The organism is Labrenzia sp. PO1 (genome assembly GCF_012273635.1).
GTDB classification, from domain to species: Bacteria; Pseudomonadota; Alphaproteobacteria; order Rhizobiales; family Stappiaceae; genus Roseibium; species Roseibium algicola.
The window spans coordinates 187861-208429 of sequence record NZ_JAAXCR010000004.1 but is presented as its reverse complement, the minus strand read 5'-3'; the positions used below and the strand labels follow the sequence as shown (position 1 = coordinate 208429).

General features: G+C 59.2%; 19 protein-coding genes. 3 read left to right on the top strand and 16 right to left on the bottom strand.

Features of this window, described 5'->3' with window-relative positions; translation table 11 throughout:
* Positions 1-10 precede the first annotated feature (10 nt).
* Entirely contained in the window at positions 11-2014 is a 2004-nt protein-coding gene (locus HCG46_RS21035) for a VWA domain-containing protein (RefSeq protein WP_168687298.1), read from the bottom strand.
* 158 nt (positions 2015-2172) lie between these two features.
* Here HCG46_RS21035 and HCG46_RS21030 point away from each other — a divergent pair, with 158 nt between their 5' ends.
* Together HCG46_RS21030 and acs are read left to right on the top strand one after the other, a co-directional pair.
* Positions 2173-2571 carry a DUF1761 domain-containing protein gene (locus HCG46_RS21030; protein ID WP_023002494.1) on the top strand — a complete coding sequence of 133 codons (399 nt, stop codon included), beginning with the start codon at positions 2173-2175 and terminating at the stop codon, positions 2569-2571.
* Between the two features lie 205 nt (positions 2572-2776).
* Positions 2777-4714 carry an acetate--CoA ligase gene (acs, locus tag HCG46_RS21025; RefSeq protein ID WP_023002493.1) on the top strand — a complete coding sequence of 646 codons (1938 nt, stop codon included), beginning with the start codon at positions 2777-2779 and terminating at the stop codon, positions 4712-4714.
* 90 nt (positions 4715-4804) lie between these two features.
* On the opposite strand, the gene HCG46_RS21020 is transcribed toward acs, so the two are convergent.
* The 6 genes from HCG46_RS21020 to trmD all read right to left on the bottom strand — a co-directional run bounded on the left by HCG46_RS21020 (position 4805) and on the right by trmD (position 12090).
* The gene (locus tag HCG46_RS21020) at positions 4805-6229 is read right to left on the bottom strand and encodes a TadE/TadG family type IV pilus assembly protein (protein WP_205838622.1); all 1425 of its coding nucleotides are present in this window, start codon (positions 6227-6229) and stop codon (positions 4805-4807) included.
* Between the two features lie 150 nt (positions 6230-6379).
* A complete protein-coding gene (locus HCG46_RS21015; RefSeq protein ID WP_209009563.1) occupies positions 6380-7717 on the bottom strand; it encodes a TadE/TadG family type IV pilus assembly protein in 1338 nt (445 codons plus the stop codon).
* Between the two features lie 310 nt (positions 7718-8027).
* Entirely contained in the window at positions 8028-8585 is a 558-nt protein-coding gene (locus tag HCG46_RS21010; RefSeq protein WP_006936861.1) for an HNH endonuclease, read from the bottom strand.
* A gap of 383 nt (positions 8586-8968) precedes the next feature.
* Positions 8969-10381 (bottom strand): 3-isopropylmalate dehydratase large subunit, encoded by a 1413-nt coding sequence (leuC, locus tag HCG46_RS21005; RefSeq protein WP_023002489.1) that lies wholly within the window; start codon positions 10379-10381, stop codon positions 8969-8971.
* Positions 10382-10685: 304 nt separating this feature from the next.
* A complete protein-coding gene (gene rplS / locus HCG46_RS21000) occupies positions 10686-11156 on the bottom strand; it encodes a 50S ribosomal protein L19 (RefSeq protein WP_023002488.1) in 471 nt (156 codons plus the stop codon).
* A 223-nt stretch (positions 11157-11379) separates the two neighbouring features.
* Positions 11380-12090: a tRNA (guanosine(37)-N1)-methyltransferase TrmD gene (gene trmD, locus HCG46_RS20995; RefSeq protein WP_168687296.1), complete on the bottom strand. Its 711-nt coding sequence runs from the start codon at positions 12088-12090 to the stop codon at positions 11380-11382.
* A gap of 181 nt (positions 12091-12271) precedes the next feature.
* Here trmD and HCG46_RS20990 point away from each other — a divergent pair, with 181 nt between their 5' ends.
* Positions 12272-12805, top strand: a complete 534-nt coding sequence (locus HCG46_RS20990; RefSeq protein WP_075282740.1) for an antibiotic resistance protein VanZ — start codon at positions 12272-12274, stop codon at positions 12803-12805.
* Here the strand turns inward: HCG46_RS20990 and rimM are convergent.
* The 9 genes from rimM to dctP form a co-directional block, all read right to left on the bottom strand.
* A complete protein-coding gene (gene rimM / locus HCG46_RS20985; protein WP_168687295.1) occupies positions 12754-13308 on the bottom strand; it encodes a ribosome maturation factor RimM in 555 nt (184 codons plus the stop codon). The two genes, HCG46_RS20990 and rimM, sit on opposite strands and share 52 nt — an antisense overlap.
* Before the next feature lie 50 nt (positions 13309-13358).
* Positions 13359-13757, bottom strand: a complete 399-nt coding sequence (gene rpsP / locus HCG46_RS20980) for a 30S ribosomal protein S16 (RefSeq protein ID WP_023014459.1) — start codon at positions 13755-13757, stop codon at positions 13359-13361.
* 19 nt (positions 13758-13776) lie between these two features.
* Positions 13777-14100, bottom strand: a complete 324-nt coding sequence (locus tag HCG46_RS20975; RefSeq protein ID WP_055660229.1) for a chorismate mutase — start codon at positions 14098-14100, stop codon at positions 13777-13779.
* On the bottom strand, positions 14097-15638 hold the full coding sequence (ffh, locus tag HCG46_RS20970) for a signal recognition particle protein (protein ID WP_023002482.1): 1542 nt from the start codon (positions 15636-15638) through the stop codon (positions 14097-14099). The genes HCG46_RS20975 and ffh overlap by 4 nt, the downstream gene beginning before the upstream one ends.
* A gap of 354 nt (positions 15639-15992) precedes the next feature.
* Positions 15993-16607, bottom strand: coding sequence for an exopolysaccharide biosynthesis protein (locus HCG46_RS20965; RefSeq protein ID WP_023002481.1), 615 nt, complete (start codon positions 16605-16607; stop codon positions 15993-15995).
* Between the two features lie 134 nt (positions 16608-16741).
* Positions 16742-17614 carry an isocitrate lyase/PEP mutase family protein gene (locus tag HCG46_RS20960; protein ID WP_168687294.1) on the bottom strand — a complete coding sequence of 291 codons (873 nt, stop codon included), beginning with the start codon at positions 17612-17614 and terminating at the stop codon, positions 16742-16744.
* Between the two features lie 10 nt (positions 17615-17624).
* Positions 17625-18899, bottom strand: coding sequence for a TRAP transporter large permease (locus HCG46_RS20955; protein WP_023002479.1), 1275 nt, complete (start codon positions 18897-18899; stop codon positions 17625-17627).
* Positions 18896-19390, bottom strand: a complete 495-nt coding sequence (locus HCG46_RS20950) for a TRAP transporter small permease (RefSeq protein ID WP_168687293.1) — start codon at positions 19388-19390, stop codon at positions 18896-18898. The genes HCG46_RS20955 and HCG46_RS20950 overlap by 4 nt, the downstream gene beginning before the upstream one ends.
* A gap of 121 nt (positions 19391-19511) precedes the next feature.
* Complete coding sequence (gene dctP / locus HCG46_RS20945) at positions 19512-20504, bottom strand: TRAP transporter substrate-binding protein DctP (protein ID WP_023002477.1); 993 nt, start codon at positions 20502-20504, stop codon at positions 19512-19514.
* Positions 20505-20569 lie beyond the last annotated feature (65 nt).

Sequence of the window (20569 nt, the reverse complement as noted above, 5' to 3'; positions counted from 1 at the left end):
ACCGGTCGCGCTATTTCACCGTCACGGTCTGCCGCGCAACGATTTCCGCGTCACCTGCGGACAGCACGAAGCGCAGCTCGTAAGTGCCCGGCTCTTCCGGTGTCCGCACCTCCACAACGCCGTTGGAGATGTTGTCCGCAATCTCCCAGGCGCCCGGCGCCGTACTCCAGGCATCCTGAGACGGTTCGGCAAAACCGATGAAGTTGCTGCTGTTGGCCGGGCCGCTCGCCTTTACGCTGACATAGCTGGCAGCCGGAACTTCGGACGGGCCTTCCAGCGTCACCTTCGGATCCGTGATCTTCAACGGTTGGCTGGCCAGGATCTTCGATCCGTCGGACGTCGAGAGAATGTAACGCAGCTCGTAATCGCCCCGAGCCAACGGCGCGATGATCGAAACACTGTCCCCATCCGGACGTTCGTAGGTCACATAGGCCGAAGGGTCGGAGCCGACCGGCGCGAGGCCGATCCAGTCGTCGGGCGCCTTCGGGCCGCTCCAAGTCACGTTCAGTCTGCCGGCCGCCTCAACCGTGCTGTCGGCCTGAAGCGTTGCTGCACTTTCGCCAACGGTTAGCGGTTGGCGCGTCAGGATCGTCTGGTCGATGCCGGTGACATAGATGACGTCATAAGTGCCGGCTTCGCTCGGTGCCTGAAGGGTGACGGGAGACCCATCGGCAGTGCCTTTCCAGCGGCCCTGGTAATCGTCAACCGTGCCGTCCTTCGGAACGATCCCGATCCAGTCCTCCGGTCCGTTCGGACCTTCAAAGGCAATCTCCACCGGCTGACCGGCGGCAACTTCGGGGGCGTAGGTCAGGATTGCCTGAACTTCGGTCACTTTGATCGGTGCCTTGGCCAGAACACGTTCACCGCTATCGGCCCAGACATAGACGATTTCATAGTCGCCCGGCTGGGTTGGCAGGGCCAGTTTGGCGGGATTACCGTCGCGCACATACACCCAGAGATCCCGTTCGAGCCTGTTTCCGTCCGGGGTGACGACACGCAGGAAATCACCATCCAGGCCCGGGCCTTCAAAGGCAACTTCCAGCAGCGAGGTTGCGGGCGCTTCAGGGGAGGCGGGCGTGACACGCGCCTCGGGAAGATTGCCGTCGAGAAGAACAGTCTGCTGTCCGCCCTTGTCGGACACCTCAAGCGATGCACCGCCTGCCTTTTCACCAAGTTCTGCACTGACGACGTAGGATCCCGGCTCGAGCTCGACCTCGACGCTGCCACCTGTCATGCCGGACGCCACCACGGTCTCGTCGTCGACGGTTGCCACTGTCCATTGCACGGGGCCTGAAACAGGCTGGCCGCTTTCCTTGTCCGCCGCTGTCAGGACTGTCACAGGCAGCGGCGCTTTTTCCTCAACCGCGGCGACGCTTTCCTTCAGCGCTTCGGTCAGGCCGTCGGCGTCCTTGGCGTTCCAGTAAGTGCCGCCTGTCAGATGCGCAATACAGGCGATCTTGGCCTGATCCGCCTTTGAAGCGATGTCGAAACCGATGACATGGGCCTTGAAATCGACACCGGACTTGGCAAGTGCCTCGGCGAGGGCGCAAGGATCCCCGCCGCAGGTCTCGATACCATCTGAGATCAGGATCAGCCGTCCCGGGCGGTCGTTCTGCGCCAGAAGTTCCGCCGCCTGCCGAAGTGTTTCGGTAATCGGCGTCTTGCCGCGCGGCGTGAGCGCCTTGACGCTTTGCACCAGTTTGGAGCGGTCCAGCTCACTCACCGGCACCAGCGTTTCCACATCGCCGCAATCCGCCTTGCGGCGGTGACCATAGGCCATCACACCAGCCCTGGTTCCATCCGGAAGACCGGCAACAAAGCCTTCGAAGGCAGACCGGGCAATTTCCGCTTTCGCGGTACCGTCGATCTGGCCCCACATGGAATTGGAAGAATCCAGGACGAACAAAAGATCAGAAGGTGTGTCCGTCTGTGCCCCTGCGGGGGACATGAACATCGTGCCGCCGATGAGGGCGGCTCCCATAAGTCGAAACACAGGTCGCTTTGAAAAGAGCATGAAACCTTGGGCTCCTGTAATGAATTTTCGAAAAAGCCTTATCCGGAAAGGAGATAGGCGAGACGGGCCGAATTTAGAGACACTTGCAATCCCGAAGTGTGATAAAAGTCGCAAGTAGACAGAATTGCCAAGGAAAAAATGACGTTGGGAGACCTGCAATGATGTTCGACGGTATCAACCTGATTGCAGTTGCTGCGGCCGCCATTGTGTCTTTCCTGTTCGGCGCGCTCTGGTACGGCATCCTCGGCAAGGCCTGGATGAACGCCGCCGGTCTGACCAAGGAGCAGACGAGGCCAAACCCGGTTGTCTTTGCAACGGCTTTTTTCTGCCAGATCATCATGGCATTCGTCTTTGCGGGCGTGATCTATCACACCGGTGGAACCGATATCAGGAACGGCATCATCTCCGCGCTGATGATCTGGGTCGGCATCGTCATGACCACGCAGATCGTCAACCACCGCTTTCAAGGGCTGTCCTGGAACCTGACGCTGATCGACGGCGGTCACTGGCTCGGGGTACTGCTTGTCCAGGGTATCGTGATCGGATGGCTGAGCTGACGTGATCGCCGGGAAATACGCGTAAATCCGTACGAGATTGAAGGTCTTAGGCCTTGCCATAGACCAAAGACTCGCCGACTAAAGTACCAAGTCTAGGTTCTGGACGCTTTGAGGGGCCATACGCATAATGGCCCCGGCAAAACAAGGCCGCGGAAGGGAGAACTCGCTTACCGCAGGTCCAATTGTGGTTTCTGGGAGGTTTCACATGACTGAGTCCGTATTTCCCGTTCCCGCGGAGGTTGCCGCGCGGGCGCATGTCGACAATGCCAAATATCAGGAAATGTATCAGCGTTCCGTGGAAGACCCCGACGGCTTCTGGGGTGAGCACGGCAAACGGGTGGACTGGATCAAGCCTTTCACCAAGGTGAAGAACACTTCCTACGACTATCACAATGTTTCGATCAAATGGTTCGAGGACGGCACACTCAACGTTTCGGCCAACTGCGTTGACCGCCACCTGGAAAAGCGCGGCGACCAGCCCGCGATCATCTGGGAAGGCGACGACCCCAACGAGCACAAGGTCATCACCTACAAGGAACTGCACCGCGAGGTGAACAAGTTCGCCAACGTGCTGCACGGCCAGGGCGTCAAAAAGGGCGACCGCGTCACCATCTATCTGCCGATGATTCCGGAAGCAGCTTATGCAATGCTCGCCTGCGCCCGCATCGGTGCTGTGCATTCCATCGTCTTCGGCGGATTTTCACCGGACAGCCTTGCCCAGCGTATCGAGGATTGCGCCTCTGAATGCGTGATCACGGCAGACGAGGGCTTGCGCGGTGGTCGCAAGGTGCCGTTGAAGGCCAATGTCGACAAGGCTGCTGAAAAAGCGCCGGTAAAGAGCGTCATCGTGGTCAAGCGTACCGGCGGCGACATTGCCATGCAGGCCGGACGAGACGTCTGGTACCACGACGAGGCGGACCGTGTGTCCGACCATTGCGCACCGGCGGAAATGAACGCGGAAGATCCGCTCTTCATCCTCTACACCTCCGGGTCGACCGGCAAGCCCAAGGGTGTGATGCACACCACCGGCGGCTACCTGGTTTACGCTTCCATGACCCATGAATATGTCTTCGATTATCACGAAGGCGACGTCTACTGGTGCACGGCCGATGTGGGCTGGGTCACCGGTCACAGCTACATCGTCTACGGCCCGCTTGCCAACGGCGCCACCACGCTGATGTTCGAAGGTGTTCCGACCTATCCCGGTCCGGGCCGCTTCTGGGAAGTGTGCGACAAGCACAACGTCAACATCTTCTACACGGCACCCACCGCGATCCGCGCCCTGATGGGCGCCGGCGACGAACACGTCACCAAAACCTCGCGCAAGTCCCTGCGTCTTCTGGGGTCCGTGGGCGAGCCGATCAATCCGGAAGCCTGGACCTGGTACTACAATGTGGTTGGCGACAAGCGCTGCCCGATTGTCGACACCTGGTGGCAGACCGAAACCGGCGGCATCCTGATCACGCCGCTGCCGGGCGCAACCGACCTGAAGCCAGGTTCTGCCACCCGTCCGTTCTTCGGCGTCCAGCCGGCGATCGTCGACGCGGAAGGCAAGTTCCTGGAAGGGGCAACGGAAGGCAACCTTGTCATCAAGGACAGCTGGCCGGGCCAGATGCGCACGGTCTATGGCGACCATGAGCGCTTCGTCCAAACCTATTTTGCCACCTACAAGGGCCTCTATTTCACTGGTGACGGCTGCCGCCGTGACGAGGACGGCTACTACTGGATCACCGGCCGCGTTGATGACGTCATCAACGTTTCCGGTCACCGCATGGGCACGGCGGAAGTCGAGAGCGCACTTGTGGCGCATCCGAAGGTTTCCGAGGCCGCTGTGGTCGGCTATCCGCACGACATCAAGGGACAGGGCATCTATGCCTATGTCACGCTGATGGAAGGCGAAGAGCCGAGCGACGACCTGAAGAAGGAACTGGTCAAGCATGTCCGCTCGGAAATCGGGCCGATTGCCTCTCCGGACCTGATCCAGTTCGCACCCGGCCTGCCGAAGACCCGGTCGGGCAAGATCATGCGCCGTATCCTGCGCAAGATCGCCGAAGACAGCTTCGACAGCCTGGGCGACACCTCGACCCTGGCCGATCCGACCGTCGTCGACGACCTGATCGACAACCGCCAGAACCGCGGCTGACCGGCACACTCCGGACTATGAAATGCAAAAAGGCTCGCCACCCGGCGAGCCTTTTTTCAGTTTTGTCGATCCGATCCCGGAAGGGTTCAGTTACCTCGAAACGTAGATCTGCTGGATCTTCTTGGCGATATTGGCAAAGGCGTTGATCAGCTCGTCCGAACTCGTCGCCTTATAGAAATTGCCCGTGCTGGCGCAGGACTGCATGTTTCTCGACCCGGCCGAGGTGTTGCTGGTGCCGAAATAGACACCGAAGATCGAAATTCCTTCGTCCTTCATGGCCTGGCAAAGCGCACGCTGAGCCGTTGAGGAATTGTTGCTGTAGCTTTCGCTTTCGCTGCGTTCCTGCCACTGATTGACCGTAACCGTCTCACACTTGTACTGCCAGCCATGTCGTCTGGAATAAACCCAGTCGCATTCTTCCCGTTCGCCGATGTATTCGTAGTACCGGTTGTTATCCCCGTCGGTCATGATGATCGCGAACTTGAGAACATCCTCGTTGTCATAAGGCTCCGGCTTGCTTGCAAGAGGCCAGACGTCCGAATAGTTCGGCGAGATGCTGTTCCAGCCCCAGACCACACCGGTCTGGCCTGCCGTACCGCCGTTATCATCCAGGTCGGCGATCGCATCGAGCAACTCGTCCCGGTCGGATGTCAGCGGGATCATCTTCGACGTGCTGGAACAATTGTTGCTGCCACCGCCGTAAAACACGGCCTTCGGCGGCGGATCGGTCTTGTCGTAGTAATTGTAGGTCTTGTCGGTGTAGCGAACTTCGTAAAGATCTTCGCCGTCGTCGTAATCCTGGCGTTCCGTCACGCATTTGCTGCTGTCGGCATAGCCGAAGAGGCCACCCTTCACCTTGGAAGCGTAAGCTCCCAGGTTGACCCCCTGGCTGTATGGCACCAGCGAAATACGGACCTTGCTTTCGGATTCTTCGGTTCCATCCGGGATCAAGATGTTCACCAGGCCTTCGGAGGCATCCCGCAGCGTATCCATGTCGTTGCGCATGGACCCGGTAACGTCGACGACGAGGGCCAGTTCGACGTCAAAGCGTGAGTAGGTGACCTGTGAGCTCGTTCCGAAGCTGAATGTTTCCGGGCCGAGGGCACTCTTGCCATAACCGCCCATGTCGATGAAGTAGTTCTTGAGAGAGGCCGTGGACGTTACCTTGATGGTGCCGTTGTCCGGATCGACGACGAAGTCGAGATTGTCGATTGCCTCGTCCAGGAATTCGACGTCGGCCAGGTTGGCCTTGAAGGAATCCGCCAGAGCCTGCTTGATCTGGTCGTCGCTCATGACGCTGGTCGACAGGTCCGCCGCGACCGAAAGTGCCGCGGCATCAATCGCAAAGGACAGTTTTTCGCGCGCATTCACCGTTCGGGACACGTCGATGGTAATCCCCGCGATCACGACGATCAGGATCACCAGCATACCGAAAATTGGCAAAATGGATGCTTTGCGGTCGCCGGTAAACTCTGCAAGCAGGGGTCGGCAAATGAGACGCTTCAAATACTGCATTACTGCCTCGTCATTTTGTGAGACAGTTACTCTAGAAAAGTACCTAATTCCTTAAACGGAATGTAGAAAATAGGGGGTTGTTTCCGTTTGGTAAACCAATCGGAAAGAATCAAGACTGACGCTTTTCGCTGGCCGGTCGTCCGGCGGTTCTTATTTGGACAGGTAGATCGACTGGATCTTCCGCGCGATGTTTGCGAACGCTCCTATGAGTTCATCGGACGATGCAGCCTGATAATAGTTTCCCTGGCTTGCGCAGGACTGCATGTTTTTTGCCCCTGCGGATGTATTGCTGGTTCCGAAGTAAACTCCGAAAACCTGGATGTTGGCAGCTTTCATGGCCGCACAGATGTCTCGTGAGCGGACGGAAGAGGTGTTGTTGTAGCTTTCGCTTTCACCTGTTTCCCGCCAGGCGTTCACGGCCACTGTGCTGCATTGCCAGGTCGACTTGCCGTTTTTCTTGACCCAGCCGCACTGCTCCTCCTGTTCGATATATTGGTAATACCGGTTGTTGTCGCCGTCAGTCATGATGATCGCGAACTTGAGCGTATCGCCGTCTGAATAGGCCGCAGGCGCGCTGTCCGCAGGCCATACGTTGGCGTAGTTCGGCGACAGGCTGTACCAGCCCCAGGCAACCCCGGTCTGACCCGCCGTACCGCCAGTGTTGTTGAGAGCGGAAATCGCCGGCAGCAACGTGGAGCGGCTCTTGGTCAACGGCACCAGCTTGGACGTGGAGGAGCAACTGCTGCTGCCCCCGCCAAAAAAGGTCTGTGCCGGAGGAGGGCTGGCCTTCTTGTAGTAGTTATAGGGATCGTCCGTGAGCATGACCTCATAGGTGGAATAATCCTGACGTTCCGTGACGCAGTTGCCGCTGACGCTGTAGAAATCGCCGCCCTTCACCTTTTTTGCATAGGTGCCGAGGTTGACGCCCTGGCTGTAGGGAACCAGTGAAATGCGCACCTTGGCATCGTCTTCTTCCACGTCCTCGGGCAGCAGGATGTTGACCACCGCCGTCGAGGCATCGCGCAGCGTGTTCATGTCGCTTGAGGACATCGAGCCGGTGACGTCCACCACAAGGGCCAGCTCCACATTGAACTTGGAATAGGAGACCTGTGAACTGGTTCCGAAGGCAAAGGTCTCCGGACCCAGGTTCTTCATCATGTAGCCACCGAAATCGATGAAGTAATTCTGCAGGCTGGCCGTCGAGGAGACCTTAATGGTTCCATTTTCCGCATCGACCACAAAGGTCAGGTTCTTGATGGCTTCGGCCAGAAACTCGGCACCGTCCAGGTTGGACTTGAAGGAATCCGTCAGCGCCTGCTTGATCTGTTCATCCGTCATGAGCGATGTCGACAGATCCGCCGCCACGGACAGTGCGGCTGCATCGATCGCATAAGACAGCTTTTCGCGGGCGTTGACCGTGCGCGAAACGTCCACGGCTGCGCCCATGACGACAATCAGAAAAATCACCATCAACGCAAAGATGGGCAAAACGGCCCCTTCACGTTGCGTGAGAAATCGTCTGTTTATTTTGAAATTCCAGAAAAGAAGAGACATGTATGGCGCCGCCTCAAGGGAGATAAAGACAGCTACTACACACTTTAAGAAAAAACAGTGAATGAACTTTGGGAACGAGGTTAAAGCCTCGTTAAAATCAAATATTCAACGGCATAAATACATCCACTGGATGTCAACTGCCAGTTGCCTGCAACGTGGAATAGGCGCTCCGACGCAGACGCTTTGGCGCCGTCACAAGGGCTTTTGATGACCCCGCCTGAAGGCTCGCAATACGAACCGGAGACTACGGTTCCAGCTCGGTATCCCAGTAGAGGAAATCCAGCCAGCTATCGTGCAGATAGTTGGGCGGGAAACCGCGGCCGTTGTTGTGCAGGTCCTGGATGGTCGGCTGGAACGGCATGTGCATCGGCCACATGTTCAGTTGCTGGCACGACTTGTTGGACTTGCGCAGATTGCAGGGGGAACAGGCGGTGATGACATTGTCCCAGGTCGTCAGACCACCCTTGGAACGCGGCACAAGGTGGTCGAAGGTCAGCTCATCCTTGGAGCCGCAGTACTGACACTGGAATTTGTCGCGGAGAAAGACGTTAAATCGGGTAAAGGCAGGGTATCGGCTGGGTTTCACGAAGGTCTTGAGAGAGACCACACTGGGTAATCGGAACTCGAAGCTCGGACTTCGAACCGCCGCATCGTATTCGGCAACGATGTTCACCCGGTCCAGGAACACAGCCTTGATGGTATCCTGCCAACTCCACAGCGACAGGGGGTAGTAGCTCAAAGGCCGGTAATCCGCATTGAGCACCAACGCCGGATGGGCGCCCGACGAAACCGCTATCGTCACCTTCCGCTCCTCATTCCCAGAGCATGCCGAATCCACACGCGGATGCGTTGCTCTAACGACTTACGTTGGATCAACTTCCAGCAATCAGGTGCCAACTGACAGCGCGTTGACCTGTCGGAATGTCCGTTATCCGGTCAATCGGACAGCGGAACAGTCCTTTTGTGACGGGAGTATTGTAGTGCCGAGGTGACAGTCTTGTGAAGCCCGGGAAAATCATTTCTGAGTGCAGTTGTCGCCAGATCAGACCCGGCAAAGGATTTTTCTTAACTACATGAATTATTTACGCAAAAGCAAAATCCCCTGCGTCATTGTGACTGTTTTACGGGGAGAAGCAAAAAGGGCGCCTTGCGGCGCCCTTTCTCACGAACCGAAATGCGGTCGAATCAATTCGTCGTCCACTCGCGGATATCGACAAAATGGCCGGCGATTGCCGCCGCTGCCGCCATGGCCGGCGAAACCAGATGGGTCCGGCCCTTGTGACCCTGACGGCCTTCGAAGTTGCGGTTGGACGTCGACGCACAGCGCTCGCCCGGCTTCAGCTTGTCCGCATTCATGGCAAGGCACATGGAGCAGCCCGGCTCACGCCATTCAAAGCCTGCTTCCTTGAAGATGACGTCCAGACCTTCTTCCTCGGCCTGTTCCTTCACCAGACCAGAGCCCGGGACAACCATGGCGCTGACGCCTGCTGCCACCTTGTGATTGCCGATGACGGCAGCCGCAGCACGCAGGTCTTCAATGCGGCCGTTGGTGCACGAACCGATGAAGGCGCGGTCGATCTTGATGTCGGTGATCTTGGTGCCCGGCTGCAGGCCCATGTATTCCAGGGCGCGCTTCTTGGACTCGCGGCGGTTTTCATCAGCGATTTCGGCCGGATCCGGCACGACACCTTCCACCGAGATGACGTCTTCCGGAGACGAGCCCCAGGAAACGATCGGCGGCAGGTTGGCGGCGTCCAGTTCGATGACCTTGTCGAAATAGGCGTCCGCATCCGAATGCAGGGTCTTCCAGTAGCCGAGAGCCATGTCCCAGGCTTCGCCCTTGGGCGCCTTGGGGCGGCCTTCGATGTACTTGTAGGTGATTTCGTCCGGTGCGATCAGGCCTGCGCGTGCACCAGCCTCGATGGACATGTTGCAGACCGTCATGCGGCCTTCCATCGACAGGGCACGGATTGCTTCGCCGGCATACTCGATCACGTAGCCGGTGCCGCCTGCGGTACCGATCTTGCCGATGATGGCCAGAACGATGTCTTTCGCGGTGACGCCGGCAGGGATCTTGCCGTCGACCTTCACCAGCATGTTCTTGGCTTTCTTCTGGATCAGCGTCTGGGTGGCCAGAACGTGTTCCACTTCGGATGTGCCGATACCGTGGGCGAGGGAGCCGAAAGCGCCATGGGTGGAGGTGTGGCTGTCGCCGCACACAATGGTCATGCCGGGCAGGGTGAAGCCTTGCTCGGGACCCACGATGTGAACGACGCCCTGACGCATGTCGAGTTCGGAATAATATTCGATGCCGAATTCCGCCGCGTTCTTGGCCAGCGTGTCGACCTGCAGGGCCGATTCCGGATCATCGATGCCGTGACGGCGGTCGGTGGTCGGAACGTTGTGGTCGACCACGGCAAGCGTCTTCTCCGGCTGGCGCACCTGGCGGCCGGCCATGCGCAGGCCTTCGAATGCCTGCGGACTGGTAACTTCATGCACCAGGTGGCGATCGATGTAGAGCAGACCGGTCCCGTCCGGCTGCATGTCGACCACGTGGTCGTCCCAGATCTTGTCGTAAAGCGTCCGTGCGTTGGCCATGGGTCTCTCCTCGGTCCATCCGAGCAAACGGTCAAACGGTCTAAAGTTTGCGAAATGCCCGGTGATGCCCGTCGCGGCGCGTCCAGCCGCAAGGGTCTATCCTCGTTTATCGTAGCTAGTGAATGACGCAGCGCCGCCTGAAGGTCAAGCGTTCCGAGTTGAGCTGAATTCAACTCAGATTGACCGGCGCAGGAAGAACGGGGCGCAAAACCCCGGATTTGCATCGGGCTGCGCCGGGGTTTGGCGCAAATGCAAAAAAGGCGGCCCGAAGGACCGCCTTTTCGAAACGTTTTGACGGGCCGGCTTATTCGGCTGCGTTCTCTGCAGCTTCCTTGGCAGCGGCCTTGGCTTCTGCAGCAGCTGCCTTGGCAGCAGCCACTTCCGCACGCACTTCTTCGTTGAGGCGCTTGGAACGAGCATTGGTGTTTTCGACGATACGGGCAGACTTGCCGCGACGGTCGCGCAGGTAGTAGAGCTTCGCGCGACGGACCTTACCGCGGCGAACCACTTCAACGCCTTCCAGCATCGGGGAGTAGACCGGGAAAACGCGCTCGACGCCTTCGCCGTAAGAAATCTTGCGAACCGTGAAGCTCTCGTTGATGCCGCCGCCGGAACGGGCGATGCAGACGCCTTCGTAAGCCTGGGTACGGGTACGCGTACCTTCGGTGACCTTCACGTTGACGCGAACGGTGTCACCAGGAGAAAATTCCGGCAGCTTGCGCTGCTCTTCGATTTTCGCCATTTCCTCAGCATTGAGCTGCTCGATGATGTTCATGGCATATTTCCCTTTTGAATTACAAAGCGGTCAGAGCGTTTTCCGGTTTTGGCCGGAAACGGGTTCACCGACTTTGGGCCATGTTGCTTGTCGGCTGGACTTTCCTGATTTTCCGGTCCTTTTGGTCCGGTTCAGGACGCAGGTCTTTCCAAGGAAAAGACACAACTTCACCCAGCTTCGGCGCGCGTATACAGGAAATTTGCGCCACTGTCATGCGGATTCTTCAATCCACGTCGTCTTCATCCGCCATGTACGCATCCCAGAGATCCGGCCGCCGCTCGCGTGTCAGGCGCTCGGCTTCGGCCATGCGCCACTCGTGGATCTTCCGGTGATTGCCCGAGGTCAGAACCTCGGGAATGGTCAGGCCTTCGAACTCGGCCGGCCGCGTGTATTGCGGGTGTTCCAGCAGGCCACCCTCGAAGCTTTCGGTTTCCGCACTGTCCATGTTGCCCATGACGCCAGGGATAAGCCGGACAACAGCGTCCAGCATGGTCAGCGCGCCGATTTCGCCGCCGGACAGGATGTAGTCGCCGACGGAGACTTCCTCCAGACCGCGCGCGTCGATCACCCGCTGGTCGACCCCCTCAAACCGACCACAGACGATGACTGCGCCAGGGCCTTCGGCAAGTTCATGCGCACGGTCCTGGGTAAAGGGCGTCCCGCGCGGGCTCATCAGGAGCCGCGGGCGCGGGTCGTCAGCGGGGGCCGCCGCATCAATGGCCCTGGCCAGGATATCGGCCCTGAGCACCATACCGGCACCGCCACCGGCCGGCGTATCGTCAACGGAGCGGTGCTTGTCCGTCGCAAAGTCACGGATCTGGCTGGTTTCCAGCTGCCAAAGCCCCTTGTCCAGCGCCCGGCCCGAAAGGCTGTGGCCCAGGGGCCCTGGAAACATGTCCGGGTAGAGCGTCAGAATGGTTGCCTTGAACGTCATTACGCCTGTCAGTTCTGCTGATTGGCCGGTATGCCCGGGTCCAAAACCGCCCATTGGTTAACGAGCCGTTTACCGCTTTCCTAAAAACCTGTCGAATTCTTCAGGGTAGCCGCCGGAAAGAAAGCTCTGATTAAGGCTCGCAGTATAAAGTGGCAAGAGCGTTTCAATCGGGTTTATTGCCGTGGCAAAATTTCCAGTCCTGCGTTTCAAGCTTCCCCGTTTCATTCAGGTGCATGTCGACCGCCACTATCTCGACATTTCCCTGAGCCGCGTGCTGCCCCTGTTCGCCTTGATGACCTTCGGCGTGCTGGCCGGCCTTGTGTTCAACACCGGCGTCGGCCACCCCTATGACAAGGTCATCCATATCGGCTTTTTCGCACTTCTGACCCTGTCGATCCATGCGCTGTTCTGCTGCCGGCTGCGCATTTCCGCCGTCGTCGCCTTCGGCATGGGTCTCGCGGGTGAAGTGGTGCAGGGCTTCATTCCCCACCACGAAATGTCGTTGCAGGATGCCTTCGCCAACGGAATCGGGGTTGCACTGGTCGTCGCACTGATTGCGCTGAAGCGTTCCGAGGTTCGGCAGGCTGTTCGCCAGGACGTTCCCGCGGAGGAGCGCGAAGAGCTCAACCTACGCAAGATGGGCTTGCAGCCCGTGCCAACGCGTTACCTGTCCGGCTCGTCTTCAGAAGGCTCAGGAGCTCCTTCGGAGAAGTAATCCTCCGGCAGTGAAGCGCTGACCCGGCCGTTCTCCAGGTCGATCTCCGGCACGAATTCCTTCGTGAACGGAACATAGAAGCTGCGGCCGCGTTTTGGCCGGACTTCCAGCAGATCGCCGGCTCCGAAATCCTGCACCGCAATGATCTTCCCGAGTGTCTCGCCAGTCTGGTCGAGCACATCGAGGCCGGTCAGGTCGGAATAGTAGAATTCGTCGTCTTCAGGTTCGGGCAGCTGGTCACGGTCGATAAAGAGATCGACACCGTTCAGCTCTTCCGCCTGGTTGCGGTCCGCGATCCCCTTGAACTTGGTGATCACCACCGTCTTCTGCACCCGCGCCCGTTCCACCTCGAAGGAACGTTTGCCGTCCCGGGTGGTCAGAATGCCGTAGTCGGCAAAGGAAAGCGGGTCATCGCCGTAAGGTTTGACCCGCACTTCCCCGCGAATGCCATGCGCCGCACCGATCTTGGCCATCAGTACCTTCTGATCGTCCTTGGACGTCATCTCAAAAGGCTCCCTGGCCAATGTCTTCCGGTGCGGCTTGGCGCATCTGCTTATTCGGCAGCTGCTTCTTCTGCCGGAGCGGCAGCAGCTTCAGCGGCAGCAGCAGCTGCTTCTTCTTCAGCCTGACGCTTGGCTTCAACGCGTTCCTTCGCCTTTGCGCCCAGCTCGGCTTTCTTCGGGTTGTTGCGCGGCTCACGCTTCAAGAGGCCGGCAGCATCCAGGAAGCGGTGAACGCGGTCGGTCGGCTTTGCGCCGCTGTCCAGCCAATGCTGAATACGCTCGACGTTCAGGGTCACGCGGTTTTCGGAATCCTTCGGCAGCATCGGGTCGTAGGAACCGACCTTTTCGATGAAACGGCCATCGCGCGGGGAGCGGATGTCAGCAACAACGATGCGGTAATACGGGCGCTTCTTGGAACCGCCACGTGCCAGGCGAATTTTCGTAGCCATTTTTATGTCTCCAGTTTGTTCAGTTGCCGGCTTCAGCGGCAATGGCTTCGTGGTGCCGGATCACTTCCTTGACGATGAAGTTCAGGAATTTCTCGGCAAAGTCAGGATCGAGATTGGCGTCGCCCGCAAGCTGGCGCAGCCGTTCGATCTGAATTTTCTCCCGCGCCGGATCAGCCGGCGGCAGGTCGTTGGTGGCTTTCAGCACACCCACTTTCTGGGTGCACTTGAACCGTTCGGCGAGCATGTGAACAAGAGCCGCATCAATGTTGTCGATGGACGCCCGAAGAGCCTTCAGTTCGCTCAAGGCGGGGCTTTCACCCAGCTTGTTCTCCGCTTCGCTCATCGTTTCTTGCCCTTGCCCATACCCGGAAACCCGGGGAGTTTCGGACCGCCAAGGCCTGGAAGACCCGGCATGCCCATGCCTGGCGGCAGACCGCCGCCCAACCCGCCGGGCAGGCCTTTCGGCATTTCCATGCCACCCGGCAACTGGCCGGACTTGGCCATTTCCTCAAGCTGCTTGGGATCGACATCCGGCATTCCGCCGCCGCCGAGGCCACCCATCAGCTTGCCCAGCATGCCTTTGCCCTTGCCCATCTTCTTCATCATGTCCGCCATCTGGCGGTGCATTTTCAGAAGCTTGTTGACGTCGGCAACATCCATGCCCGACCCGGCTGCAATACGCTTCTTGCGGCTGGCCTTGAGCAGTTCGGGCTTCTGGCGCTCGGCCGGTGTCATCGATTCGATGATGGCGACCTGGCGCTTGAACATCTTGTCGTCGATGTTCGAAGCCTCGATCTGCTTCTTCATCTTGCCGATGCCCGGCAACATGCCCATCATGCCGGACATGCCGCCCAGCTTTTCCATCTGGCGCAGCTGCTCGGCGAGATCTTCCAGGTCGAAGTGACCCTTCTGCATCTTCTTCGCCATTTTCGCGGCCTGTTCCGCGTCGATGGCTTCTGCAGCCTTTTCCACCAGCGAGACGATGTCGCCCATGCCGAGGATGCGGTCTGCGATCCGGCGCGGGTGGAAGTCTTCAAGTGCGTCTGATTTTTCGCCGGTACCGATCAGCTTGACCGGCTTGCCGGTAACCGCCTGCATGGAGAGCGCCGCACCGCCGCGGCCGTCGCCGTCCATACGGGTCAGGGCGATACCGGTGATGCCGACGCGTTCATCGAAACTCTGCGCCAGGTTGACGGCGTCCTGACCGGTCAGGCTATCCGCCACCAGCAGGATTTCATGCGGCTGGGCAGCGGCTTTCACCTCTGCCATTTCAACCATCAGCGGCTCGTCGATGTGAATACGGCCGGCGGTGTCGAGCATGACCACGTCATAACCGCCGAGCTTGGCGGCGGACATGGCCCGCTTGGCGATTTCGACCGGGCCCTGGCCGGCAACGATCGGCAGCGTATCGATGTCGTTCTGCTCACCCAGAACCTTCAGCTGCTCCTGGGCAGCCGGACGGCGGGTGTCGAGCGATGCCATCAGCACCTTGCGCTTGTCGCGCTGGGTCAGGCGACGGGCAATCTTGGCCGTGGTGGTGGTTTTACCGGAGCCCTGCAGACCGACCATCATGATCGCCACCGGTGCAGGAGCGTTCAGGTCGATCGGATGGGCTTCTTCACCGAGCATCTCGACCAGCTGGTCATGAACGATCTTCACGACCATCTGGCCCGGGGTCACGGACTTGACCACCTCGGCACCGACGGCGCGGTTGCGCACCTTGTCAGTGAAGGAACGTACGATCGGCAGCGCAACGTCGGCCTCGATCAGCGCGCGGCGGATTTCGCGCAGCGCCTCGTTGACGTCGTTTTCCGACAGCGCACCGCGGCCGGTGAGCTTGTCGAAAATACCGCTTAATCGATCGGACAGGCTTTCAAACATCAGTAGTCCTTGAATAGTCTCGGTTTCGGGAAGTCTCCCGAACCATATGGGCAACCGCCGGTCATTTCCAACCGGATCAATCCGCGCAAAGCAGTTTGACACCCGAGGGCGCAACGCGCTGTCGGATGTTAACCTCCGGGAACTCTTTACACCTTTGCGGGTCCCGGTCGGCGGATCGAAATTTCAATCACTCATATGGAGTTCGCGGGGATATGCCCGAAACCCGGGCAAGAGTCAAGGAAGCGGCGGAAATTCCCGTTTTCCTTGATCCGGTTTTCTGTCTCTACACCGTCATCCCGTGGCTTGACCATGGGATCCATGCCGTTTCGTCTTGTCGAACATCTGGTTTTCGGTTCAGGCCATGAACGCTTGGGTGCTAATCGCAATCGACGTCAGGATGGCGATGGTGAGCAGCACCGCGGCCAGACCCAGCAACAGACCGAAGATGACGACCAGTCCGTCGCGCTCGACAATGCCGACGCCGGCGATGAACAGCGCGACCGCCGGAAACCAGCCGCTGAGCGGCACTGGTAGAAACAATGTGAACGCAATGACGAACAACGCAAGCCCGAGCAAGCGCTCATGTTTTCGCGCAAACAGACCTTCGTACCGGTGGGCCAGCACGCGCTCCAGCCGCATTGTGACGGGACGCAGGCGCACCATCGTTCGCCGCAGCTTGTTGTGATTGAGCGACAGGCGTGCAAGCGGCCTGGGCAGTTTCACATGCGGAAAGCCGAGCACCATCTGGAACGTGGTGACGAGCACCGGCAGACCAGTGACGAGCGAGGAGCCGGGAGGCAACGGCAGAAGCGTCAGCAGGGAAAACAGCACAATCGCCCAGCCGAACGACGTCTCGCCCAGCGCCAACAGCAAATTGCCGAGCGTCAGTGTGCCGTCCCGGTGCTGGTCGCGCGATGTCCGCAGGATCGGCAGCGACAGCGAAGGTCTTCGGCGTCTTTCGCCCTGCATTCAAGATTTCCGTTACAGCTTCTGAGTCGCGCAGGGTCTAACATTCCATCTGCAATAAATCCAACGCCGAGTAGCACGGGTTGGCGTATTTTGCAGTTCGGCAGAGCGACCGGGTTCCGGACAGTCCGGCGGCATCAATCCCGCTTGGACGTCTCGTATTTGGCCGAAACCTCATAATAGTCGTTGAAGCCGATCCGGTCCCGCAGCTCCTTGAAGTCCATGAGATCCGGCGTGCGGTCCTGGTCGCTCTTCAGCTGCTGCAACGTCGCGACCATTGCCTTCATGGCGCTGGCCATCAGGGTCAGAGGATAGGCGGCAATGGCGTAACCGATGTCCCGAAGCTCTTCATGCGAAAGGTCGGGAGTTTCGCCGCCTTCCACGATGTTGGCCATCTTCGGGCCCGGCAGTTCCCGGCAGATTTCCTGCATTTCGGCAACCGTCTTGGGCGCCTCGACAAACAGGATATCAGCGCCGAGTTCCTTGAACTTTGCCGCCCGGGCAATTGCCTCGGCAAGGCCGTGCTCATGACGGGCATCGGTCCGGGCAAGGATCAGGATATCAGCCCCTGCCTCCTGGGCATCCTGCGCCGCCCGGATCCGGTCAAAGGCTTCCTCGCGGGAAACGACCGCCTTGCCCGGTGTGTGACCGCAGCGTTTCGGAGCCACCTGGTCCTCGATCATCACGGCTGCAGCGCCTGCCTTGGCCATGCCGGTCACGGTCCGGCGCACGTTCATGGCATTTCCGTAACCTGTGTCGCCATCCGCCAGCAGCGGAATCCGGACCGCATCGGTGATGTTGCGCGCCTGATCGAGCACTTCGCCATAGGACATCAGCCCCAGATCCGGCTGCCCGATCCGCGATGCGGAGGCGGCAAAGCCGGACATGAAGGTGAGATCGAACCCTGCCTGCTCGATCAGCTTGGCGGACAAGGCATCATAACAGCAAGGCATGACGTGAAGTTTCGGCTGCTCCAGCAGCGCGCGAAGGGTAGCTGCCGGTGACGGCATGACAAAAACCTCAGAACTTGAATGGCAGATAGAGCGCGAGATCGGTCCAGACATACAGGATCGCGACCGAAATCAACATGATCACCAGGAATGGCAGCACGCCACGGGAGACGTCGGACAGTTTCGATCGCGCGACCGACTGGATGACATAGAGATTGAGCCCGACCGGCGGTGTGATCAGGGCGCATTCCACCATGACGACCATATAGACGCCGAACCAGATCGGATCGAAGCCCAATGCCATGGCTGCCGGCAGCAGCACGGGCGTCATGATCAACACCATGGACAGCGCCTCGAACACCAGCCCCATGATCAGAAGCACGATCGACACCACGATGATGAATGCGAGCGGCGTATCGATGGTCTGGCCGATGAAGACCGAGATATCCTGCGGGATCCGGTAAAGCGTGATCGCCTTGCCGAACACCTTGGCCCCGGCGATGATCAAGACGATGGCAACGGTCGTCACCATGGCGTCGAACGCGGCTTCCTTCAGACCTTGCCAGGTAAGCGTACGCAGGATGGGCCCGGTAATCAGAAGCGCCACGGCAAAGCCGATGGCTGCAGCTTCCGTCGGTGTCGCCGCGCCGCTGTAGATGGCGCCGATAACAACAAGCGCCAACAGGATCGAGGGAAATGCCCGCACAGTTGCCCGCATGCGCTCGTCCCAGCTTGACGCCGGCTCCGGCGTGTAGCCGCCGAACCAGCGGGCATAGACCATGGAAAAAACGATGAAGAACACCACAAGCATAAGGCCCGGGCCAACACCTGCCAGGAACAGCGCGATCACCGATTGTTCGGTAACGAAGCCATAGACGATCATCGGGATCGACGGCGGGATCAGAATGCCGAGTGTGCCACCTGCGGCAAGCAGGCCGTAGACAAATTTCCGCTCGTAGCCGCGCTGGATCATTTCCGGGATCGCAACTGTTCCGATGGTGGCGGCCGTTGCCACCGACGATCCGGAAATGGCTGCGAAAATGGCGCAGGACAGGATGGTCGCGACGGCCAGTCCACCCGGCCAGTGACCGACCCAGGCATGAACGGCGGCAAAGAGATCCCGCCCGACCCCGCCTTTCAGCAGGATGTTGGACATCAGCAGGAACAGCGGTACCGCCAGAAGAATGAAGCCATCCAGCGTCGACAGGATCGCTTGGGGCGCCATCAGCGGCGAGAAACCACCGAGAATGAGCATTCCAAGGCCGAGACCGCCCAGCGCGAACGCCACCGGCACGCGGATCAGCAACAAGGTGAACAGCGAAGCGAGAATGAGAACTGTCGTCATTCCATCACCACCGCTTCATGATCGCCCGACTTGGGCTTTTGGCCCAGCTCAATGAGGGCCTGCACGAACAGAAGCGCAAACCCGACCGGAACGGACAGTTCGGAGATCCACATGGGAAGGTCCAGCATGGAGCCCGAGGTGCGGCCTCGCTCGAAGGAATCGTAGAAGATCCCGCCGCCTTTCCAGGCGACCAGGATGCTGAACACCGCAACAAAGCCCATGGCAACCACATGGCAGGCGCGGCGCCAGCCCAGGCTTAGCTGGTCTGTCAGCGCATCAACCGCAATGTGCCGACCGGCTTTCAACAGCCATGGCATGGCAAGCATGGTGCCCCAGATCAGGCACAGCTGAGACAACTCCGACGCCCAGATGGTCGGTGCAACGAAAAGATACCGGGCCAGAACTTCATACGTGAGCATGCAGCCCACGGCGACGAACAGCAGCGCGGCGATCCAGGCAAAGGCCTGAAGAAGAAAATAGAAGGCTTTCATGAAACCATCTGTCGATCGAGCAATCGGCAAGGCCGCGAAAAGACACCGGAACTCCGGCATCCGTGACTGGAAGCGACCAGCATGGCCGCGGCCGCTTCCGTCGTTCAGGATCCGCGGGCCGTCAGAATTTCTGAGCGGCTTCGAGAACTTGCTTGCCGAGAGGGCCCGCTTTTTCGACGAAGTTGTCGTAGACCGGCTGGCTTACGCTTTTCCAGGCGGTCATTTCTTCTGCGGTCGGCGTGTAGATGGTCATGCCGTTCTGCTCCGAAATCTCGTAAGCTTCAGCTTCGATCTGGGACATCCGATCCCGCACATCGGCTTCCGCCTTGAGGGCAGCAGCCTCGATGATCTTCTTGTGCTCATCCGGCAGGCCGTTCCAGAAATCGGTGTTCACCACGACGATGAACTCGATATCCGCATTGTTGGTCACGGTGATCGTGTCCATGACTTCCCAGAGCTTGCGGGATTTCACTCCGGAAACGCCGGTCATGCCGATGTCCACGGTGCCGCGCTGGTAGGCCAGATACTGTTCGGAACCGGAAATCAGCGTCGGCGCACCGCCGGCAACCGTGACAAAATCGCCAAGCGTCTTGCCGAAGACGCGAACCTTCTTGCCTTTCAGATCTTCCGGGGTTTTCAGCGGTCCGCCATTGGACAGCATGATGGAGCCGCCATAAGCCTGCCACCACAGAACGGTGGAACCGGTTTCCGCGATTGCCTCATCCAGCGGTCCGCGCACCGGAGATCCCTTGGCTACGGCCGCACGAACCTTTTCTTCCGTGTCGAACAGGAACGGCTGATAGAAGACGTCGACGGCAGGAATGTCGCCGACATAACGCGTCAGCGACGCAACGCCCATTTCGATGGACCCGCTTCCGACGGCTGCCGGAACTTCGTTGTCCTTGTAGAGCTGAGCGGAATCGTAGATCTCCACGGCAATGTCGCCGTTGGAGTTTTTCTCTACTTCTTCCTTGAAGAGCTGCAGATTCTGGCCGAGGTGGCTCGTCAGAGGCAATTGCAGCGAAATGCGCAAGGTTGTGTCTGCTGCTTGTGCCGAACCGGCTGCCAGGCCAAGCGCCATTGCCGCGCCAAGCGCCCAGGAAAGTACTTTCATGTTTTCCTCCCAAATTTATGAAATCACTCTGGCAAAGCCTCCCGGTCCGGTCAACATGAACTGGC

Coding starts and splice junctions, on each gene's coding strand:
- HCG46_RS21020 (WP_205838622.1), bottom strand. CDS start 6,229: ATGCAGTATTTGAAGCGTCTCATTTGCCGACCCCTGCTTGCAGAGTTT.
- dctP (WP_023002477.1), bottom strand. CDS start 20,504: ATGAAAGTACTTTCCTGGGCGCTTGGCGCGGCAATGGCGCTTGGCCTG.
- ffh (WP_023002482.1), bottom strand. CDS start 15,638: ATGTTTGAAAGCCTGTCCGATCGATTAAGCGGTATTTTCGACAAGCTC.
- HCG46_RS20950 (WP_168687293.1), bottom strand. CDS start 19,390: ATGAAAGCCTTCTATTTTCTTCTTCAGGCCTTTGCCTGGATCGCCGCG.
- rpsP (WP_023014459.1), bottom strand. CDS start 13,757: ATGGCTACGAAAATTCGCCTGGCACGTGGCGGTTCCAAGAAGCGCCCG.
- HCG46_RS20955 (WP_023002479.1), bottom strand. CDS start 18,899: ATGACGACAGTTCTCATTCTCGCTTCGCTGTTCACCTTGTTGCTGATC.
- HCG46_RS21030 (WP_023002494.1), top strand. CDS start 2,173: ATGATGTTCGACGGTATCAACCTGATTGCAGTTGCTGCGGCCGCCATT.
- acs (WP_023002493.1), top strand. CDS start 2,777: ATGACTGAGTCCGTATTTCCCGTTCCCGCGGAGGTTGCCGCGCGGGCG.
- HCG46_RS20975 (WP_055660229.1), bottom strand. CDS start 14,100: ATGAGCGAAGCGGAGAACAAGCTGGGTGAAAGCCCCGCCTTGAGCGAA.
- leuC (WP_023002489.1), bottom strand. CDS start 10,381: ATGGCCAACGCACGGACGCTTTACGACAAGATCTGGGACGACCACGTG.
- trmD (WP_168687296.1), bottom strand. CDS start 12,090: ATGACGTTCAAGGCAACCATTCTGACGCTCTACCCGGACATGTTTCCA.
- rimM (WP_168687295.1), bottom strand. CDS start 13,308: ATGACGTCCAAGGACGATCAGAAGGTACTGATGGCCAAGATCGGTGCG.
- HCG46_RS20960 (WP_168687294.1), bottom strand. CDS start 17,614: ATGCCGTCACCGGCAGCTACCCTTCGCGCGCTGCTGGAGCAGCCGAAA.
- HCG46_RS20965 (WP_023002481.1), bottom strand. CDS start 16,607: ATGCAGGGCGAAAGACGCCGAAGACCTTCGCTGTCGCTGCCGATCCTG.
- HCG46_RS21035 (WP_168687298.1), bottom strand. CDS start 2,014: ATGCTCTTTTCAAAGCGACCTGTGTTTCGACTTATGGGAGCCGCCCTC.
- rplS (WP_023002488.1), bottom strand. CDS start 11,156: ATGAACATCATCGAGCAGCTCAATGCTGAGGAAATGGCGAAAATCGAA.